Origin of the sequence: Campylobacter sp. CNRCH_2016_3089 (assembly GCF_025772505.1) — a bacterium.
Lineage (GTDB): Bacteria > Campylobacterota > Campylobacteria > Campylobacterales > Campylobacteraceae > Campylobacter_D > Campylobacter_D lari_D.
This window is the reverse complement of record NZ_JAKMSF010000008.1, coordinates 33,962-52,379: the sequence shown is the minus strand read 5'-3', so window position 1 is coordinate 52,379 and position 18,418 is coordinate 33,962. Positions and strand designations below refer to the sequence as shown.

Genomic DNA, 18,418 nt, shown 5'->3' with positions numbered 1-18,418 from the left:
TTAAGCCCTTGTGTCAAAACCCATATTAAAGTCATTATATTCTTCTTGATTGTGAAATTTACTTTTAATTATATCGCTGATGAAAAAATTAGAGCTTAGAAGTCCTACTTTAACTAAGGCTTTTTTTAGTTCATGTGCTCTTTCATAAAGTTTTTTTCTAAAATTAGCATTTTCTATCATCATATTTATATCGATGTATTTATCATTACTTAGAGATAAAAATACATTGATTTTTCCTAATTTTTCAAATTCAAGATTAATTTGTGCATAAAATTTATCTTTTTTACCGCGTTTAAAAACTACATTAGATTTTTCTAAATCATCCCAAAAGAAAGGTAAAAAAGTATGAATGCTATTATTGGCTAAAGATAAAAGTTGGTTAAATTCAAGCTGAGCTATAAGACGATTTGCTTGATTTAGTATGCTTTCATTGTCTAAATTTTTGGCTAGATTGGAAACTTGTAAAAGAGTGGATTTAATATCTTTTTGTAATTCTGAAGAAATTTCTGTGCTATCTTTTTGGGTGATTTTTCCAAGATCTTTTATAGAAAGTTCTAATTTTTTTTCTATATTTTTTATATCATCTAAAGAATTTTTTGCCTCATAATTTTTAGGATCTAAAGCTTTTAAAACTTCATTGAGTTTTCTTCCTATTAAGCCTAGTTCTTTGTTTAGATTGTTTAAAAGCTCTTCTTGTAAATTTTGGCTAAAATTAAGATTTTTGCTTACATTTTGTTTGAAAATATCTTCTAGTAAAATTTTACCCGAAGTGCTTTTAAATATATCCTCTAACTTAGTATTATTTGTTTGTAAATTTTGACTTTTACTATCATTTTTACTTAAATCTTCAGTATTTTTTTGTGGTGTTTTTGGCTCTTCTTTGGGATTTTCTTTGATATCTTTACTTTGTGGTATTTTTTCTTCTTTTGTGTTTTGAATTTCTTTATCTTTTGCTATGCTTTCTTGTTTTTGTTGAGTTTCTTTTTTATCCTCTGTGCTTTTTTGTGGAGTTTTTATTTCTTCTTTTAACTCTTCTTTGATGTCTTTAGTGTGTGGAGTTTTGTTTAAATTTTCTTGTGTTGTTTCGGTTTTGTTTTTGTGATTTTTTATATCTTTTAAAAGTATTATAAAATCTTTTATATTTTGGCTAAGCTCTTTTAGTATATGAGTGTTTTGAATTTTTATGTTTTCTGGTTTAGCTAGTTCTTTGTTGATAAGTGCTAAATTTTTATTAAGATTTTTGATAAAATTATCCGCAATATTTTGGAGTTTTTCTTGACTAATAGAACTTGGGTTTTTATTGATATAATTTTTAAAATTTTCTATTTTATCAAATAGCTTAAAAAGTGTTTTGTAGTTTGTATTTTCTAAAGAAATTTTATTATCTTTTTTGTGATTTTGTAAGATGTGAATAAGTTCTTTTAAGGTGCTTGTAGTATCAAGATTTTTAAGATCTAAATTACTTATATCGTGTTTTAAATTTTCACTTGTAGCGCCTTTTATAGTACTTAAAAGATTAAAAAAACTCTGTGGTAAATTTTGTTCTTTTAAAGAATGATTGAGCTTTGCTTCTAAAAATATGCCTGAATTTTTCACTAAAGATGAAAGATTTTTATTGTTGATATCTTTAGCGGGTTTAACTAAATCTTCTAAAATTTTAAGCAGTTTTTCAAATTCAGGATTTTTTGAAAGCTCTGCTTGGAGTTTTTTTACTTCATTGGCAAAATTAGGTGCGAAATTTAAAACTTTATGATTTTTTAATACTGCCAAATCAGGATCTTTATTGGTTTTGATTTGATCTAAAAGTTTATTAAGTAATTCTTGTAGTTTTTGATCAATTTTGCTAACATAATCTTTGGGTAATTTAACTTCAGAATCGCTTTTGGAAAATAAAGGATTTTTTAACGCTTCATTGAGTGAGGTTTTTTTGTCTGATTTTTCACTTTTATTTTCTTTATTTGTTTCATTTTTTGCAAACTGATTTTGATTATTAGAGATATTAGTTATCATCTAGCATTACCATATTACCAGGTTTTCTTTTAAATTTGGTAAGTTTTTTAAATTTTGGTTTATCGATGGCAAATAGTATCAAAATACTTAATAAAACTATATAAAAATACATAAAGCCATAAGCTTGAAAATAATACATCAAAGTTCCCAAAACTGCAGGTGCAAATAAAGCACCAAAAGAATAGGTAAAAAGAACTGCTCTGCCAAGTTCAACTCTTTTGCTAGGATTATCAAGCATATCATTTGCTCTTGCTAAAGAAAGAGCGTATAAACAACACATGCCCATGCCTAGCAAAAATCCAAAAAAGTATTTTAGATAAATATTATATTCTAAAAGTAGTATGCAAAGCATAGCGCTTAAAGCAATAAAAGCACACAATATAATGGCAAATTTTCTGCTAATTTTATCAGAAAGAGTTCCGATATAAAGTTGCGAAATAAAGCCACCTACCATAGTAGAGAAAATAAAAATAGAAGCTTCTTTTGCGCCAAATCCTTGTATAAGTACAAATAAAGAAGCCATGGAAAAAAAGCCATTTAAAAGCATGCCCGCTATAAAACTTGTTACTAAGGCTAAAGGCACTATATCAAAAACCTTAGGAATGGAAATTTTTGTTTTTTGTGGCAAAATAGGCTCTTTAATGCGGATTAAAAATAAAGGAATGGAGGCAAACATAATAAAACTAGCGCTTAAAATAAATACTGTATTACTTGGAAAGTCAAAAGACATAAGTAAAATTCCAAAACCTGATGATGAGTAAAATACAACCTCATAAAAGGCTATCACTCTTGAGCGAATAGTGTTTTTTGCTTTTTCATTAAGCCATGATTCTATTACCATTAAAAGCGCATAATAGCAAAAACCTAGCAAAAATCTTAAAAACATCCAAAAATAAAGATTAGAATTTAAACTATGAAGCATGGTGGCTATACCAAAAATAATAGCAAAAATTCCAAATGATCTTATATGTCCTACTTTAGAAACTATTCTATGGGCACTAATTGTACTTACCATAGCACCAAGAAAATAACAACTTCCTATTACGCCTATATAAAAATTACTAACATTATTATGCTTTAAAATAATAGCTATGGAATTTACTGTTAAAGCACTTCCTATGAAAACAAAAATCATACCAAGAAATAATGCTGTTAGTGATCTAATCGTTCTTTTTGAGCTTAACATTTTCTTATTAAAAAATTATATATTAATACCGCTATGGGTGTGACAAACATTGCACAAAACAAGGCAAAAATACTCATTAAACCTTGAAACTCTAAAAATAAAAATCCTGCTATTAAAAACACATAAGCAAAAATTTTAAATAAAGAAAAAAAAGCTAACGCGTTTTTAAAAATACTTTTAAATTTTGGTTTTAAATCGTCATCTATATAGATAAATTTTATAATTTTTGGCAAAGAATATTGTTTTTTAGCAAAAATTTGTAAAGGTCTTTGCATAAAATCATAATTTTTAGCTGCTTTAAAAATAAAATTTTTATAATTTAAAAAAGATATTAGAATGATTAAATTTTGAGCTAAAAAGCCAAATTCAAAGCTTATAAAGGTTTTAAAGCTTAATTCTTTGTAAAAAAAAACTCCTGCTAAGAAAAGTAAATTTAATCCTAGCAAGAGTTTTAATAAAATTTTAGGCTTTAGGATCATTTTTTAAATCTTTATAGCGATTTTCTTCTTTAAATTCTTCGTAACTTTTTACTTGTGCTTTATAGGCTTTGTAAACATTTAAAATCGCCGCAGCTACTCCTATAAACACTCCTACCCAAAAAAGCCAAACAATGCCGGTTAAGTTTTTTAAAAAATAGCCTATACCAACTCCGATTAAAACAGCTACAACCATGGATATACCAAGGCTTAATCCATCTGCAGCTTCTATACCTTTGCGAATGATTTTTTGTCTTTTATTCATAATGCTTTAAAACTTTCTTGTGCTGCTTGTATAGTTTTATCAATGATTTTTTTATCCATACATTCACATATAAAACCTGTTTCAAATTGAGATGGTGCTAAATATACACCTTTGCTTAGCATCTGCGCATGAAATTTGGCAAATAATTTAGTATCTGATTTTAAAGCGTCTTTATAATTATTAACAGGGTTTTCACAAAAGAAAAATCCAAACATAGAACCAACGCAATTAACTTGCAAAGGAATTTTGCAATCATTTGCAGCTTCTTTAAAGCCTTGAGTAAGTCTTTTGCCTAGTTTTTCTAATTTTTCATATAAGCCTTCATAATTTCTTGCTTTTTTTAAGCTCGCATAACCTGCAGCCATAGCAAGAGGATTGCCACTTAGTGTTCCTGCTTGATATACCCCGCCCAAAGGACTTAATAAATCCATGATTTCAGCTCTTGCAGCAAAAGCAGCTGCAGGAATACCTCCGCCTATAACCTTACCAAAAGTTACTATATCAGCTTTTATATTATTAATCCCAAAAGAGCCAAGATATGAAGCTCTAAAGCCACTCATAACTTCATCAAAAATTAAAAGAATTTGATGCTCATCACATAGTTTTCTTAACTCTTGTAAAAATTCTATTTTAGCAGGTACTAAACCCATATTTCCTGCAATTGGCTCTATGATGATACAAGCTATATTATCATCATTATTGATTAAGTTTTTAACACTATCAATATCATTATAAACGGCTACTAGAGTATTTTTAGCTACATCGGTTAAAACTCCTAGTGAGCTTGGGGTGTTAAAAGTAGCTGCACCGCTTCCAGCGCTTACCAATAAAGAATCAGAATGCCCATGATAACATCCTTCAAATTTGATGATTTTATCTTTTTTACTAAATCCTCTTGCAAGACGAATAGCACTCATAGTAGCTTCAGTGCCACTACTTACAAAACGGATTTTATCCAAATGTGGCCAATCTTTTAAGATAAATTTGGCCAATTTAGTTTCAGCTAAAGTTGGCGCACCAAAGCTCGAGCCATGCTCTAATGCTTTTTTACAAGCTTTTTCAATATCCTCATCACAATGTCCAAAAAGTAAAGGTCCCCAACTTTGCACATAATCTATATAAGTATTTTCTTCTATATCGCTAATATAAGCACCTTTGCCTTGTTTGATAAATAAAGGATTGCTACCTACACTTGCAAAAGCACGCACTGGGGAATCTACCCCACCTGCTATATACTCACAAGCTTCCTCAAAGGCTTTTTTATTGTTTTTCATTTTTTACTCCTTTTATTGCTAGTAATATAATCATAAAGTGATTTTATTTCATCTTCTGTTAGCGAGTAAGTTGGCATAATGCTTTTTGCCTCTTGAGGTTGATTTAGAATTTTTCTAAAACGCGTATAAGGAGTGTTTTTAATACTTGGCACAATAAAAGGAATTTTTTCTCCATTTTTAGCGTAATAACCTAGTATTTGTTGACCTCCATCGCCATGACATTTAGCACAACTTATGCCTCTTGGATTTTTGTAAAGGGACTCTTGGTATTCTTTAGGAGAGATAAAATCTTCAGCCCAAGCACCATAAATTATAAAAAATAAAAATAATACAATTTTCATTCATTGCCTTTAACAAAAAAAGAAGTTTTGTTATGATACAATTTTTTAAGTTAAAGAAAGCTATAAAATTTAAGGAAAGAAATGACACTTTTAGATGGTAAAAAGCTAAGTGATAAGTTAAAAGAAAATTTAAAACAAGAAGTATTAGAACTTAAAGCTCAAAGTATAGAGCCTTGTTTGGCTGTAATTTTAGTAGGCGAGGATCCTGCTAGTGCTACTTATGTGGGTTCTAAAGCAAAAGCTTGCGAGCAATGTGAAATTAAGTCTTTAGTTTATAAACTTGATGTAAATACAACTCAAAATGAGCTTTTGGCTTTGATTAATACTTTAAATCATGATGATAGTATAGATGGAATTTTAGTTCAACTTCCATTGCCATCGCATATTAATAAAGATATAATCTTAGAAAGTATTAACTTTAATAAAGATGTAGACGGCTTTCACCCCTTTAATGTCGGAAATTTAAATCTTAATTTAAAAGGTGGTTTTTTACCATGTACACCTTTAGGCGTTATGAAAATTTTAGAACATTATGATATAAAATTACAAGGAGCTAGTGTAGTTGTAATAGGAGCTTCAAATATAGTAGGCCGTCCTATGGCTACTCTTTTGTTAAATGCTAATGCTAGTGTGAGTATTTGTCACATTTATACAAAAGATTTAAAAGCTTATACAAAAAATGCTGATATTGTTATCGTAGCAGCAGGTTGTCCAAATCTTTTAAAAGAAGATATGGTTAAAGAAGGTGTGGTGGTAATTGATGTTGGGATTAATAGAGTTGATGGAAAAATAGTAGGCGATGTCGATTTTGAAAATGTTAGTAAAAAAGCTAGTTATATCACTCCTGTACCAGGTGGAGTAGGGCCTATGACTATTGCTATGCTTTTAGAAAATACTATAAAATCAGCTAAAAATAGGATAAAAAAATGAAATTTTTGAAGAAAATTTATAAATTTACACAATCTTGGACAGGAACTTTAGTAGTTGTTTTATTGATTATATTTTTCTTTATACAAGCTTTTACTATACCAAGCGGTTCTATGAAAAATACTTTATTAGTAGGAGATTTTTTATTTGTAAAAAAATTTTCTTATGGTATTCCAACCCCGCATATTCCTTGGGTGGAAATTCCTGTTTTACCTGATTTTAATAAAAATGGACATTTAGTAAGTGGTGAAGGTCCTAAAAGAGGGGATATTGTGGTATTTAGATATCCGCATGAGCCAAAAATCCACTATGTAAAAAGATGTGTGGCCAAAGGCGGAGATGAAGTAGTTTTTGCAAATAAAACCTTATATGTGCGTATGGTTGAGGGTGATGAATATATGAAAGATTATTATCCTAATAAAACAAAAATCATAGGCGGAAGACTTTTTGTAAAAGAGCCTTTTGTGGAAAAAGGGATACATTATGATTCTAGAGTGGATATAGACAGTGTATTTTTTCGCTATTTAAATTTGGGGCAATTTGCTATGAAGCCTGCTTCTTTTGATGAATTAGGTGCTAATAATATTTATGGTTTTAATGCTTATTATTATAAAGTACCTGAAAATGAATATTTTATGATGGGCGATAACCGTGATCATTCTAGCGATAGTCGATTTTGGGGAAGTGTAGATTATAAATATATAGTTGGACAACCTTGGTTTATTTATTTTTCATGGGATGAAAATAAAAAAGTTAGATGGGAAAGAGTAGGGCGTTTAGTTGAAACTATAGAAAAAGATGAACGCTTTATTCATCATAATGAAAGCGACATAGAAGCTTTAGAATAATTACCCAAAGAAACAAATAAAAATAGTTTGTGTAGAAAATGTATAGTTTCTACACAAAATTTTTTAAAAATATACAATCTTGATTTTACTCGTAGAATTTTTTAAGCTCCAAGTTGTAACAATTACAAAAATTAAAATTAGTATAAGATAAAAGGATAGAAAATGCTAAGCCAAAGATCTCAAAATTTAGGAGAATCCTTAACTTTAGTAATGACTGATATAGCCAAAACTTTAAAAGCAAATGGTGAGAAAGTTATTAGTTTTTCGGCAGGTGAGCCTGATTTTGATACTCCAGAAATCATTAAAAAAGCAGCAATTGAAGCTATTGAAAAAGGTTGTGGAGCTTATACGCCAGTTGTGGGTATAAAAGAAGTTATAGAGGCTATACAATATAAATTTAAAAATGATAATAATTTAGATTATAAAACAAGTGAAATCATTACCAATGTTGGTGCTAAACATTCTTTGTTTATGGCGATTGAGTGTTTAGTCGAAGAAGGTGATGAGGTTATCATTCCAAGTCCTTATTGGGTGAGTTATCCTGAAATGGTAAAATTTGCAGGCGCAACTCCTGTGTTTATAGAAGGTGAAGCAAAAAATGGATTTAAAATCACCCCAGAACAATTAAAACAAGCTATTACTTCAAAAACTAAGGTTTTGATGTTTAATTCTCCATCAAATCCTACAGGAGCTATATATTCTAAAGAAGAAATAAGTGCTTTAGCTAAGGTTTTAGAAGGAACTAAAATAGTAGTTTTAAGTGATGAAATTTACGAAAAATTAGTTTATGATGGAGAATTTTGTGCCTTTGCACAAGTTAGTGAAGATGCTTTAAATAGAACTGTAAGTATTAATGGTCTTAGCAAATGTGGTGCTATGCCAGGGTGGCGTTTTGGATACATGGCAAGTAAAATGAGCGAGTTTAATAATGCTGTTAAAAAACTACAAGGGCAAAGTACATCAAATATTTGTTCAATCATCCAACACGCAGCTTTACCAGCCTTACTTGGAAAAGCAGATAATGATATTGAAATGATGAGACAAGCCTTTTTAAAGCGTAGAGAATTAGCTTGTGAAATTTTAGCCAAAAGTGATAGGCTAAAATTAGAACAAATTCCACAAGGAGCTTTTTATTTATTTATATCTTGCAAAGAAGTTGATAATGATTCTATGAGATTTTGTAAAAGACTGCTAGAAGAGCAAAAAGTAGCTTTGGTGCCAGGTATTGGTTTTGGCATGGAAGGGTATTTTAGGCTCTCTTATGCAACTAATGAAAAAGATATTATTGAAGGTTGTGAAAAAATCGTTGAATTTGTAAAAAACTACTAATTTCTTAAGCCTGTTAAAAACAGGCTTTCTTTCAAAAAAACTTATAAGCAAGTCTTTGGTATGATTATGCAAAAAATATAGGAAAAATAATGGAATTTGAAGTTCAATATAAAAGTGCAAATGCTAGAGCTTGTCGTATAAAAACTACACATAGTGAAATTTTAACTCCTATTTTTATGCCCGTTGGAACTTTGGCTGCGATTAAAAGTTTAGATGCTGTTGATATGAGTGAGATTTTAAATGCAAAAATTATTTTAGCAAATACTTATCATTTGTATTTAAGGCCTGGTTCTAAAGTGATTAAGCAAATGGGTGGCCTGCACGGTTTTAGTAAATTTGAAGGCTCTTTTTTAACAGATAGTGGAGGTTTTCAAGCTTTTTCTTTAAGTAAAAATTCAAAACCTGATGAAAAAGGTATTCAATTTAAAAGTCATATCGATGGAAGTTTGCACTATTTTACCCCGCAAAGTGTTTTAGATGCACAATATGATTTTAATTCAGATATTATGATGATTTTAGATGATTTAGTGGCCTTACCTGCAAGTAAAGAAAGGATAGAACTTTCTCTAAAACGCACTATAAAATGGGCAAAAGAAGCTATTGATTATCATAAGTTAAAACAAAGTCAAGGTGTGGGAATAGGGCAAAATATCTTTGGTATTATCCAAGGTGGGACTGATTTTGAAGCTAGAAAAATTTGCTCTCAAGCACTTTGTGAGATGGATTTTGATGGGCTTGCTATAGGTGGATTAAGCGTGGGAGAAGAAAATGAGGCTATGTATGATACGGTTGAAGCTATGATGCCTTATGTGGATAACAATCGCCCTAGATATTTAATGGGAGTTGGCACGCCTGAAGATTTAGTAGAAAATGTAGCAAGAGGTGTGGATATGTTTGATTGCGTGATGCCAACAAGAAATGCAAGAAATGGTACTTTATTTACTAGCTTTGGAAAATTTAATATCAAAAAAGCAGAATTTATCACTGATCATGCCCCTATAGACGGCAAATGTTCTTGCTATACATGTAAGAATTTTTCAAGGGCCTATTTAAATCATTTATTTAAAGCCAAAGAATTAACCTTTTTTAGACTTGCAAGTATTCATAATTTACACTATTATTTAAATTTGGTCAAGCAAATGCGTGAAGCTATTATTAAAGATGAATTTGAAAATTTTAGAAAAGAATTTTATAGGCAAAGAATGTGTTAAATGATGTTTTAAAACAAATTATTAGCAATATTAATATATCAAATGCTTATTATGAATTTGATGATTTTGATATTTTCACTCTAGATATAACTAAAAATTCTAAAAGTGTATTTGTTTTTAAAGAAAATCAAATTTTTGAGTATAAAGATGAAAATTTGATTTTATTTTCTAATACGGAATTTATAGCTATATTAAAAGAAATTTTGCAAAATGAAAAAGAAAAAAATAATACCATTAACCTTTCTATAGAAAAAAGAGAGGAGTTGATTTTAGAAAATAAAAAAGTAAAGAATTTCTTGACAAAATATTTTATATTAAAAGTCAAGCTTAGTAAAAGTTATAACATGGTTTCTTCTGTTTTAGAGGCTTGTAAAATTTGTCATAGTAAGCATCATTTTATAAAGAAAAGTTTAAAAACAATTATTTTAAATTTAGCTGTTTTGGAAAAAAATATTAAAGAAAATATATCAAGATTAGAAGGGATTTACACTTATATTAATACCGCAAGAAATGAAAAAATAAATAAAAATATTTACTTTTTAAGTATTATGTCTGCAATTTTTTTACCTTTAAATTTAATCGTTGGATTTTTTGGTATGAATACCAAAAATTTATTTTTATCTGAAAATGAATACGGAACTTACTATATTTTAGCTGTGATTTTAACGATATTTTTTATTTTATTTTTATGGTATCAATTTAAAGATAAAAAAGAATTGGATTTGGATGAATTTTCTGTAAAAAAGAAGTAAGTGGTACGCCCAAGAGGATTCGAACCTCTGACCTTTTGAACCGCAATCAAATGCTCTATCCAGCTGAGCTATGGGCGCAAAAATAAAGAGTAATTTTATCAAAAAATTCTTAAAATTAGCAAAAATAAATATTTTTATAGAATTTTTATATTTTTATGCTAATCTTCTTTTTAATATTTTAGCTTAAGGCAAAGTCATGATACATAAGATTTTAATAGCCAATAGAGGTGAGATTGCAGTAAGGGTGATCCGTGCTTGTAGAGATTTGCATATACAAAGTGTTGCTGTTTATACTGAACCTGATTATGAGTGTTTGCATGTAAAAGTTGCTGATGAAGCATATAGAATAGGAACTGATGCCATAAGAGGGTATTTAGATGGTAAAAGAATAGTTGAGATTGCTAAAGCTTGTGGAGCTGATGCTATACATCCTGGGTATGGTTTTTTAAGTGAAAATTATGAATTTGCAAAAGAATGCGAAGAAGCAGGGATTATCTTTATAGGTCCAAAATCAGATGTTATCCGTAAAATGGGTAATAAAAACATAGCAAGATATTTAATGAAAAAAAATGGAATCCCTGTAGTTCCAGGTACTGAAAAATTAAATCATTGCACATTAGAAGAAATCAAACTTCAAGCTTTAAAAATAGGCTATCCTGTAATTTTAAAAGCTAGTGGTGGTGGTGGCGGTAGAGGTATACGCGTAGTACATAAAGAAGAGGATTTAGAAAAATCTTTTGAAGCATGCAAAAGAGAAGCACTAAGTTTTTTTAAAAATGATGAAGTTTTTATGGAAAAATATGTTATTAATCCAAGGCATATTGAATTTCAAATTTTAGCAGATAATTATGGTAATATCATTCATCTTTGTGAAAGAGATTGCTCAATACAAAGAAGACATCAAAAAATCATTGAAATAGCACCTTGCCCAAGTATTTCAGAAAAACTAAGAAAAACCATAGGAGTTACTGCAGTAGCTGCTGCAAAAGCTGTGGGCTATACGAATGTTGGGACGGTTGAGTTTTTACTTGATGATTATAATAGATTTTATTTTATGGAAATGAATACAAGAATTCAAGTAGAACACCCAATTACTGAAGAAATTACGGGGATTGACCTTATTACAAGACAAATTCGTATAGCAAATGGGGAAATTTTAGATCTTGAGCAAAGCGATATAAAACCAAGAGGTTTCGCGATAGAAGCTAGGATTACAGCAGAAAATGTATGGAAAAATTTCATTCCAAGTCCAGGCAAAATTACAGAGTATTTTCCAGCTTTAGGGCCATCTGTGAGAGTGGATAGTCATTTATATAAAGACTATACTGTACCACCTTATTATGATTCTTTACTTGCAAAATTAATTGTTAAGGGTTCAAGTTATGATAGTGCAGTTAATAGACTTGAGAGAGCTTTGAAAGAATTTGTGATTGATGATATTAGAACAACTGTTCCATTTTTGATTGCAATTACCAAAATAAGAGAATTTAGAAGAGGGTATTTTGATACTTCTTTCATAGAAACACATATGGAAGAGCTTTTGGAAAAGACAGAAGATAGACACCAAGAAAATAAAGAAGAAGTAATTGCTGCTATAGCTGCAGCCTTACAAAAGATAAAAGAAAGTAGGCAATCATGAGTTTTTTAGATGAATTAAAAGATATAAAAAAAGCACTCCAAAAAGAACAAGGTCAAACAAAAAAAGAAAAGGTTAAAGCGAGTAAAAGCGGAGTTAGTATGAAAAATACTGACTTAGATGCTATACAAAAAGACTTAGCTAAGCAAAATGAAGATAAAAAGCAAGAACAAGAATTTGAAGATATGTTTTTAAAAGAAGAGCGTTTAGCTAATGAATTTATGGAATTTGTAAAAAATAGTGATATTAAAAAGATCTAATGAATAATATTATTGGTTTTTGTACTTTAGAAGAAGAATGTCCTTATCTTGAAAATAGATATTGTAGAAATGAGTATAATTATATATCTTTTATTAACAAAGCACAAAATCAAGAATTAGTTTCAAGAGGTTGGCGTCGCTTTGGTTCATATTTTTCAAGACCAATATGTAATGATTGTAATGAATGTCAAAATTTGCGTATTTTGGTAAAAAATTTCCATTTTAGTAAAAGCTATCGTAGGGTTTTAAAAAAAAATATAGCTACTAAAATAATCTTACAAAAACCTTCTTTAAGTGATGAGCATTTACTGCTTTATGAAAAATATCACCATTATCAAAAAGATAAAAGAAATTGGAAAATTTATGATTTAAATTTTAGAAAATATTACAATCTTTATGTAGATAATGCAGGTACTTTTGGATATGAACTTGATTTTTATATAGATAATAAGTTAGTGTGTGTTGATTTGATTGATATTTTAGAAGATGGAATTTCTAGTATATATTGTTTTTATGATCCTGATTTTTCACATCTAAGTCTTGGAAAATACTCGCTTTTAACAGAAATCAAGCTTGCACAATTAAAAAAATTAAAATATATTTATTTAGGATATTTTGTAAAAGGGTGTCAATCTTTATCGTATAAAGCCGATTATAGTCCAAATGAAATTTTAAAACACACTAGTGCTTTAGATGAACAGGCATTTTTGTGGAGTTAGGTTTATAGAGAGGATTTTATGCAAGTAGTGCAAACTTTAGAATCTGTTAGTGTTAATACTGATGATTTTTTAATGTTTAAATATTTTCAAGATCTTATCCGTAAAAATTTTTCTAAAGTTATAGGTAATAAAAATAAAACCCTATCTTTTTTTGTGGAAAATGAAATTCCTCAAAGAAGATATTTTTTAAAACTTGTTAATCACAAGTATAAAAAAAATACTGGAAACCAAATCGATAATCTTGCTTTTGCGCATTATAAGACCTTTAAATTAAATCTTGCTCAAGCAAATACTTTAAAGCCTGTAATCTTTGCTAAAATAGGTTTTGCACAAAAAAATATCTTAATAACTTTAAGTTCTAATGAAAAAATGTTTGCTGTATATTTAGAGCAATATTTTAAAGATCATAAAAGCATGTATGATGAGAAAAATTGTATTTTTTCAGTAGAATACAAAGATGATAATACTTTAAATCTTTTAGAAATTTTAGCAAGCGTAAATGAGCATTTAAAATATTGTGTGGATTTTACAATCAATGAAACTCAGCTTTTAGAATTTAGAAATAAAATGAAAAATAAAGCCAATACTAATTGGAAATTTAATGCTTTGGCTAAACTTTTTGAGAATTATTTCCAAACTTTAGGATGTAATTCTAGTGATGATTTTGCTACTATTAGACAAAATTATCTTAATTTAGTTAAAATTTATCATCCTGATCGCCATCAAGGTAAAAGCAAAATCGAACAAGCTTATTGTCGTGAGGAATTTGAAAAAATTCAGCTTGCTTATGAGAGTTTAAAATCTTTATATAAAAACAATACATAATCTCCAAATAACATCATTTTAAGTTGCAATTTATTAAAATTAATTTTTATAAAATTCTAGGAAGAAATTTTGGTTGCTGATAGAAAATTATTTTTTTTAAGTTGCATTCTAATAACTATAGGGATACTTTTTTCATATTCTTTAAGTGCTTTTACTGTGCTTTATTTAGAATATAATGAATTTCATTTTTTTATCAGACAGCTTTTTTTTGGACTTAGTGGTATAGCTATTATTTATTTTGTTTCAAGATTAAATCCTGATAGTAAAATGGCACATTATTTAATGATAAGTGTTTTGTTAATCTCTTTTTTATTTATACTTATTTTGCCTTTTTTACCTACCTTTCTTGCTACTGCAGCAGGTGGTGCTAAAAGGTGGATCAGGCTTGGCCCTTTATCTATTTCTCCTGTTGAATTTTTTAAGATAGGTTTGATTTATTTCCTTGCTTGGTCTTATACAAGAAGAATTGATGATAGCAAAAAAGCAATCAAACACGAAGTTTTAATTTTAATTCCTTATTTTATTTTAGCTGCTTTTGTTATTGGCTATATTTATATGACACAAAATGATTTAGGTCAAAGTGTTATTTCTTTTTTCTTGGTTTTTGCTTTAGCATTTTTTGCAGGAGCTAGTAAAAGACTTTTTGCTTTTGGCGTGGTTATTGTTGGAATGATTGGGGTTTTGGTGATTTTAAGTAATCAAAGAAGAATTCAGCGTATTTCTGCTTGGTGGGGAAATATCCAAGATGCGTTTTTACCTTTTTTTCCTGATTGGCTAGCAAGTGCTTTAAGAGTAAGCCATAACTCAGAACCTTATCAAATTTCACATAGTTTAAATGCTATAGCTCATGGTGGATTTTTTGGAGAAGGGTTGGGTCTTGGAACTTTCAAATTGGGATTTTTAAGTGAGGTGCATACGGATTTTGTTTTATCAGGGATTACTGAGGAAATAGGATTGTTGGGATTGAGCATTATATGTTTGATTTATTTGATGGTCATACTTAGAATTTTTAGAATTGCTGGGCGCTGTGAAAATAAGGTCCATTTTTTATTTTGTTCAGGTGTAGCTTTACTTTTATTATTTTCATTTTTTATGAATGCTTTTGGAATTATTTCTTTAACTCCATTAAAAGGAGTTGCTGTGCCACTTTTAAGTTATGGTGGCAGTTCTATGTGGTCTATTTGTCTTGGAATAGGTTATGTTTTAATGATTAGTAAGAAGGTAAAAATTTAAACTCATTAATTAAAATATATAAAAATTAACTTAAATAAAAAATATTCTATAACAACTCTTTACAAAAAACTTTTTTCTGCTATAATTATGCTCACATTTATTATAAAGGAGGCGGATATGAAGAAATACAGGCGTTTAAACACATTATAATCATTTATCAATTTTATTTTAATTTTAACAAAGGAAAAAAATGAAAAAAATATTATATGTTGTTTTAGCGTTATTTGGTATATTAGCTTTAGGTGCTTGTTCAAGCGATAAAAATCAAGCTAGTGCTTCTAGTGAAAAAGTTTATAAAGTAGGTATAGCTGCAAATTATCCTCCTTTTGATTTTATTAAAGATGCAAAAATTACCGGCTTTGATGTTGATTTATTGGAAGAAATTGCTAAAAGAGAAAATTTAAAACTTGAATGGGTAAATATGAGTTTTGATGGTTTAATTCCTGCCTTAAAAGCTGGAAAGATTGATATGATAGCTTCTGCTATGAGTTCAACTCCTCAAAGATTAGCAAGTATGGATTTTAGTGATACTTATTTCAATACTAAAAATTTATATTTAAAATTAAAAACAGATTCTAGTATTAGCGATAAACAAAGTTTGGAAGGTAAAAAAATAGGTGTTCAACTTGGAACTATTCAAGAAAGTGCTGCTAAGACTATTCCAAATGCTCAAGTAGTTGCAAGCGAAGAAATGTTAGCAGCAATTTTAGCTTTAAAAGCTGGCAAAGTAGATGCAGTTTTAACGGATAAAGATATTGGTAAAGGTTATTTAAAAACTAATGAAGAGTTAGAAGCATTTTTAGAAGAAAATGATGGAAGTTCAGGGTTTTGTATAGCTTTTGATAAAGGAAAACAAAATGAGCTTGTTCAAAAAATTAATGCAGGTTTAGAAAAAGTTAAAGCTGATGGTACTTACCAAAAAATCGTAGAAAAATACGATTTACAATAATTAACTTAAAGCCTTGATGCTTATATTCAAGGCTTTAAAAAAATATTCTATATCTTCTTTTGTATGCGTATAATGAAAACCCACTCTTAGCCAACCTGGTTTAGATTTTAATTCTTGATTGTCTTTTAGATTGAGTAAATCATGCCCATAAGGTCCTGCACAAGCACAACCTGCTCTTGTTTCTATCTTATAAGTTTTACTTAGTTTATAAGCTAAATCAAAAGGAGAAATTCCTTCTATATTAAAAGCAAAAATAGGTAATCTATTAGTGATATTTTTTGCATATAAGATCATTTTTGGAAAATTTGTACATTGTTTGAAAAAATATTCACAAAGTTCTTTTTCTTTTTTTTCTATATTTTTTAAACCTATTTCATTGCGTATTTTAAAAGCCAAACTTGCTCTAATAAGCTGAATAATTCCAGGTGTGCCACCTTCTTCTAAATTTTCAACTTCGCATAAATATTGTTGAGATGTTCTTGAAACATAGCCCACAGTTCCACCTGCTGCAAAGCTAGGGGTATTGCCACATAGATTTTTTTTGATAGCAAGTAAGCCACAAGATCCTACACCTCCAAGTAGTTTATGAGAGCTAATAAACACTGCATCGTAAAATTTAGGATCTAAATTAGCATAAGGAGCTAAAGTGGAAATATCAAAAGCAACTATACCGTTGTGTTGTTTGACTAAAGTGTAAATTTTTTTATAATCACTTAAAATTCCTGTAACATTAGAAGCTGCATTAAAGCTTGCTATGATTTGTCTGTTTTTGGATTTTTGTAATAATTTTTCTAAAAAATTAAAATCTAATTCTCCATTTTTATCTAAGGGCACTCGAACGCATTCACACAAAGCTTCTCTAAATGAAAGTTCATTAGAATGGTGTTCATAGGGTCCAACTATAACCAAAGGTAAGGTATTTTTGCCTGTATTTTTAAAATATTTTTCTTTAATAAGTGGTGGTATATATAGACCTAAAAGTTCTTGAAATTTTTTTATAGCTGCTGAAGATCCACTCCCACAAGCTATAAGAGCAAAACTATCATCTAATTCAAGGTATTTTTTTAAATTTATTCTTGCGTTTTCATAATGCTGTTGTGTGATAAAAGAATTTAAAGAGCTATCTGAATGTGTATTTGCATAGGTAGTAAGAATTTTTTTAATTTCTTTTTCTATGCTTTTTAGTGCTAAAGCGCTAGCTGTAAAATCAAAATAATATATTCCTTTTTTTAAAATAATATCTTGTTTTAGTTTTTCAATATCCAAAAAAAATCCTCTAATTTTTTGTTAAAATTATAACATACAAAATATTTATTTTAAGGATGTGATTATAAAATTTGGTGATTTTTCAAAACGCTGTGAAACTTTGGAGCTTGAAAGTATTTTTGATTTTTATAGTATTTTTGATGAGTTTGAATTTGATTTGAAATTAAGTTTATATGAAAATATCTTAAATGTTTTTATTTTGAAATCCTTTGATATTTTAGCTTCTTTAAATTTAGATGAGAATGCTTTAAAAGCTTTGAGTGTTTTAAGTAAAAACGATAGAAAACGCTATTCTATTAATAAATCTATTCCGCATTTTCAGGCTCTAGGACTTATTAATAAACTTTTAGAGAAAAATATTTTGATCTTAGAAAAAAGTCAAGAAAAGCCAATTATAAAAAACAAAAGACAGAAAGTTAAAAAAGAATTACGCTCTTATAATATACAAGATAAGGTTGTTTTTAAAAATCAAGGATTAAGATTTTTCTTTTATTTTATATATCCTAAACTTAATTTAATCGCGATGAAAAAATACAATGAATTAATAGAACTTATCCAAGAAAATTTGGAAAAATATCAAAGTTTTACTTTTGAACTTTTATGTAAAGAATTTTTAGCAAAAAAACTTAAAGTGAATCAAGTGTATAGTTTTTGGAATTATTATCATGAAATAGACTTGTATTATCATGAAAACAATTTTTGTGTTTTAGGTGAAGTTAAATTTAAAGAAAGAAAAATATGTAAAAATGTTTTAAATATTTTAAAAAGTAAAGCAAAACAGTTGCAAATTCAACCTAATTTATATGTGCTTTTTTCAAAGAGTGGCTTTAGTAAAGAGCTTATTTTAAATAAGGAGCGTAATTTGCTTTTATATACTTTAGAAGATTTTCAATTTTTAATTAAGGATTAAG

At 28.5% G+C, this 18,418-nt stretch carries 19 protein-coding genes and 1 tRNA gene; 12 read left to right on the top strand and 8 right to left on the bottom strand.

Annotated elements, in window-relative coordinates:
• Genes L8W69_RS06625 through L8W69_RS06600 form a run of 6 tightly spaced genes read right to left on the bottom strand, consistent with a single transcriptional unit; the run spans position 1 to position 5,552 of the window.
• Positions 1-2,010 (bottom strand): flagellar hook-length control protein FliK, encoded by a 2,010-nt coding sequence (locus L8W69_RS06625; RefSeq protein ID WP_263666736.1) that lies wholly within the window; start codon positions 2,008-2,010, stop codon positions 1-3.
• A complete protein-coding gene (locus L8W69_RS06620) occupies positions 2,000-3,196 on the bottom strand; it encodes an MFS transporter (RefSeq protein WP_133319290.1) in 1,197 nt (398 codons plus the stop codon). The genes L8W69_RS06625 and L8W69_RS06620 overlap by 11 nt, the downstream gene beginning before the upstream one ends.
• Positions 3,190-3,675 (bottom strand): hypothetical protein, encoded by a 486-nt coding sequence (locus tag L8W69_RS06615; RefSeq protein WP_263664733.1) that lies wholly within the window; start codon positions 3,673-3,675, stop codon positions 3,190-3,192. The genes L8W69_RS06620 and L8W69_RS06615 overlap by 7 nt, the downstream gene beginning before the upstream one ends.
• Entirely contained in the window at positions 3,659-3,937 is a 279-nt protein-coding gene (locus tag L8W69_RS06610; protein WP_039641170.1) for an AtpZ/AtpI family protein, read from the bottom strand. The genes L8W69_RS06615 and L8W69_RS06610 overlap by 17 nt, the downstream gene beginning before the upstream one ends.
• The gene (hemL, locus tag L8W69_RS06605) at positions 3,934-5,211 is read right to left on the bottom strand and encodes a glutamate-1-semialdehyde 2,1-aminomutase (protein WP_263666735.1); all 1,278 of its coding nucleotides are present in this window, start codon (positions 5,209-5,211) and stop codon (positions 3,934-3,936) included. The genes L8W69_RS06610 and hemL overlap by 4 nt, the downstream gene beginning before the upstream one ends.
• Complete coding sequence (locus L8W69_RS06600) at positions 5,208-5,552, bottom strand: c-type cytochrome (protein WP_263666734.1); 345 nt, start codon at positions 5,550-5,552, stop codon at positions 5,208-5,210. The genes hemL and L8W69_RS06600 overlap by 4 nt, the downstream gene beginning before the upstream one ends.
• Positions 5,553-5,633: 81 nt before the next feature.
• On the opposite strand from L8W69_RS06600, the gene folD reads away from it, so the two are divergent.
• The 5 genes from folD (at position 5,634) to L8W69_RS06575 (ending at position 10,619) form a co-directional block, all read left to right on the top strand.
• Positions 5,634-6,482: a bifunctional methylenetetrahydrofolate dehydrogenase/methenyltetrahydrofolate cyclohydrolase FolD gene (gene folD, locus L8W69_RS06595; protein WP_133319286.1), complete on the top strand. Its 849-nt coding sequence runs from the start codon at positions 5,634-5,636 to the stop codon at positions 6,480-6,482.
• The gene (lepB, locus tag L8W69_RS06590) at positions 6,479-7,327 is read left to right on the top strand and encodes a signal peptidase I (protein ID WP_220566758.1); all 849 of its coding nucleotides are present in this window, start codon (positions 6,479-6,481) and stop codon (positions 7,325-7,327) included. Before folD ends, lepB begins: the two co-directional genes overlap by 4 nt.
• A 162-nt stretch (positions 7,328-7,489) precedes the next feature.
• Entirely contained in the window at positions 7,490-8,656 is a 1,167-nt protein-coding gene (locus L8W69_RS06585; protein WP_263666733.1) for a pyridoxal phosphate-dependent aminotransferase, read from the top strand.
• Between the two features lie 89 nt (positions 8,657-8,745).
• Positions 8,746-9,867, top strand: a complete 1,122-nt coding sequence (gene tgt / locus L8W69_RS06580; protein ID WP_220566759.1) for a tRNA guanosine(34) transglycosylase Tgt — start codon at positions 8,746-8,748, stop codon at positions 9,865-9,867.
• Entirely contained in the window at positions 9,861-10,619 is a 759-nt protein-coding gene (locus L8W69_RS06575) for a CorA family divalent cation transporter (protein ID WP_220566760.1), read from the top strand. The genes tgt and L8W69_RS06575 overlap by 7 nt, the downstream gene beginning before the upstream one ends.
• A gap of 1 nt (position 10,620) precedes the next feature.
• On the opposite strand, the gene L8W69_RS06570 is transcribed toward L8W69_RS06575, so the two are convergent.
• A tRNA-Arg gene (locus L8W69_RS06570) sits at positions 10,621-10,697 on the bottom strand.
• Positions 10,698-10,815: 118 nt separating this feature from the next.
• Here L8W69_RS06570 and L8W69_RS06565 point away from each other — a divergent pair.
• The 6 genes from L8W69_RS06565 (at position 10,816) to L8W69_RS06540 (ending at position 16,241) form a co-directional block, all read left to right on the top strand.
• Positions 10,816-12,258 (top strand): acetyl-CoA carboxylase subunit A, encoded by a 1,443-nt coding sequence (locus tag L8W69_RS06565; protein ID WP_220566761.1) that lies wholly within the window; start codon positions 10,816-10,818, stop codon positions 12,256-12,258.
• The gene (locus tag L8W69_RS06560; RefSeq protein ID WP_012661304.1) at positions 12,255-12,515 is read left to right on the top strand and encodes a hypothetical protein; all 261 of its coding nucleotides are present in this window, start codon (positions 12,255-12,257) and stop codon (positions 12,513-12,515) included. The genes L8W69_RS06565 and L8W69_RS06560 overlap by 4 nt, the downstream gene beginning before the upstream one ends.
• Positions 12,515-13,234 carry an arginyltransferase gene (locus L8W69_RS06555; RefSeq protein WP_263666732.1) on the top strand — a complete coding sequence of 240 codons (720 nt, stop codon included), beginning with the start codon at positions 12,515-12,517 and terminating at the stop codon, positions 13,232-13,234. Before L8W69_RS06560 ends, L8W69_RS06555 begins: the two co-directional genes overlap by 1 nt.
• An 18-nt stretch (positions 13,235-13,252) precedes the next feature.
• Positions 13,253-14,059, top strand: coding sequence for an adenylosuccinate lyase (locus tag L8W69_RS06550; RefSeq protein WP_133319278.1), 807 nt, complete (start codon positions 13,253-13,255; stop codon positions 14,057-14,059).
• A 69-nt stretch (positions 14,060-14,128) separates the two neighbouring features.
• The gene (ftsW, locus tag L8W69_RS06545; protein WP_220566762.1) at positions 14,129-15,292 is read left to right on the top strand and encodes a putative lipid II flippase FtsW; all 1,164 of its coding nucleotides are present in this window, start codon (positions 14,129-14,131) and stop codon (positions 15,290-15,292) included.
• Between the two features lie 190 nt (positions 15,293-15,482).
• Positions 15,483-16,241 (top strand): basic amino acid ABC transporter substrate-binding protein, encoded by a 759-nt coding sequence (locus tag L8W69_RS06540; RefSeq protein ID WP_263666731.1) that lies wholly within the window; start codon positions 15,483-15,485, stop codon positions 16,239-16,241.
• Here the strand turns inward: L8W69_RS06540 and L8W69_RS06535 are convergent, their stop codons facing one another.
• A complete protein-coding gene (locus L8W69_RS06535; protein ID WP_263666730.1) occupies positions 16,242-17,507 on the bottom strand; it encodes an aminotransferase class V-fold PLP-dependent enzyme in 1,266 nt (421 codons plus the stop codon).
• A gap of 58 nt (positions 17,508-17,565) precedes the next feature.
• Between L8W69_RS06535 and L8W69_RS06530 the strand changes: the two genes are divergently transcribed.
• Entirely contained in the window at positions 17,566-18,417 is an 852-nt protein-coding gene (locus L8W69_RS06530; RefSeq protein ID WP_263666729.1) for a DUF234 domain-containing protein, read from the top strand.
• The last annotated feature ends 1 nt before the right edge of the window (position 18,418 follow it).

Bases quoted from the DNA above. Each gene is read 5' to 3' on its own strand.
- L8W69_RS06625 (WP_263666736.1), bottom strand. From the start codon at position 2,010: ATGATAACTAATATCTCTAATAATCAAAATCAGTTTGCAAAAAATGAA.
- L8W69_RS06620 (WP_133319290.1), bottom strand. From the start codon at position 3,196: ATGTTAAGCTCAAAAAGAACGATTAGATCACTAACAGCATTATTTCTT.
- L8W69_RS06615 (WP_263664733.1), bottom strand. From the start codon at position 3,675: ATGATCCTAAAGCCTAAAATTTTATTAAAACTCTTGCTAGGATTAAAT.
- L8W69_RS06610 (WP_039641170.1), bottom strand. From the start codon at position 3,937: ATGAATAAAAGACAAAAAATCATTCGCAAAGGTATAGAAGCTGCAGAT.
- hemL (WP_263666735.1), bottom strand. From the start codon at position 5,211: ATGAAAAACAATAAAAAAGCCTTTGAGGAAGCTTGTGAGTATATAGCA.
- L8W69_RS06600 (WP_263666734.1), bottom strand. From the start codon at position 5,552: ATGAAAATTGTATTATTTTTATTTTTTATAATTTATGGTGCTTGGGCT.
- folD (WP_133319286.1), top strand. From the start codon at position 5,634: ATGACACTTTTAGATGGTAAAAAGCTAAGTGATAAGTTAAAAGAAAAT.
- lepB (WP_220566758.1), top strand. From the start codon at position 6,479: ATGAAATTTTTGAAGAAAATTTATAAATTTACACAATCTTGGACAGGA.
- L8W69_RS06585 (WP_263666733.1), top strand. From the start codon at position 7,490: ATGCTAAGCCAAAGATCTCAAAATTTAGGAGAATCCTTAACTTTAGTA.
- tgt (WP_220566759.1), top strand. From the start codon at position 8,746: ATGGAATTTGAAGTTCAATATAAAAGTGCAAATGCTAGAGCTTGTCGT.
- L8W69_RS06565 (WP_220566761.1), top strand. From the start codon at position 10,816: ATGATACATAAGATTTTAATAGCCAATAGAGGTGAGATTGCAGTAAGG.
- L8W69_RS06560 (WP_012661304.1), top strand. From the start codon at position 12,255: ATGAGTTTTTTAGATGAATTAAAAGATATAAAAAAAGCACTCCAAAAA.
- L8W69_RS06555 (WP_263666732.1), top strand. From the start codon at position 12,515: ATGAATAATATTATTGGTTTTTGTACTTTAGAAGAAGAATGTCCTTAT.
- L8W69_RS06550 (WP_133319278.1), top strand. From the start codon at position 13,253: ATGCAAGTAGTGCAAACTTTAGAATCTGTTAGTGTTAATACTGATGAT.
- L8W69_RS06540 (WP_263666731.1), top strand. From the start codon at position 15,483: ATGAAAAAAATATTATATGTTGTTTTAGCGTTATTTGGTATATTAGCT.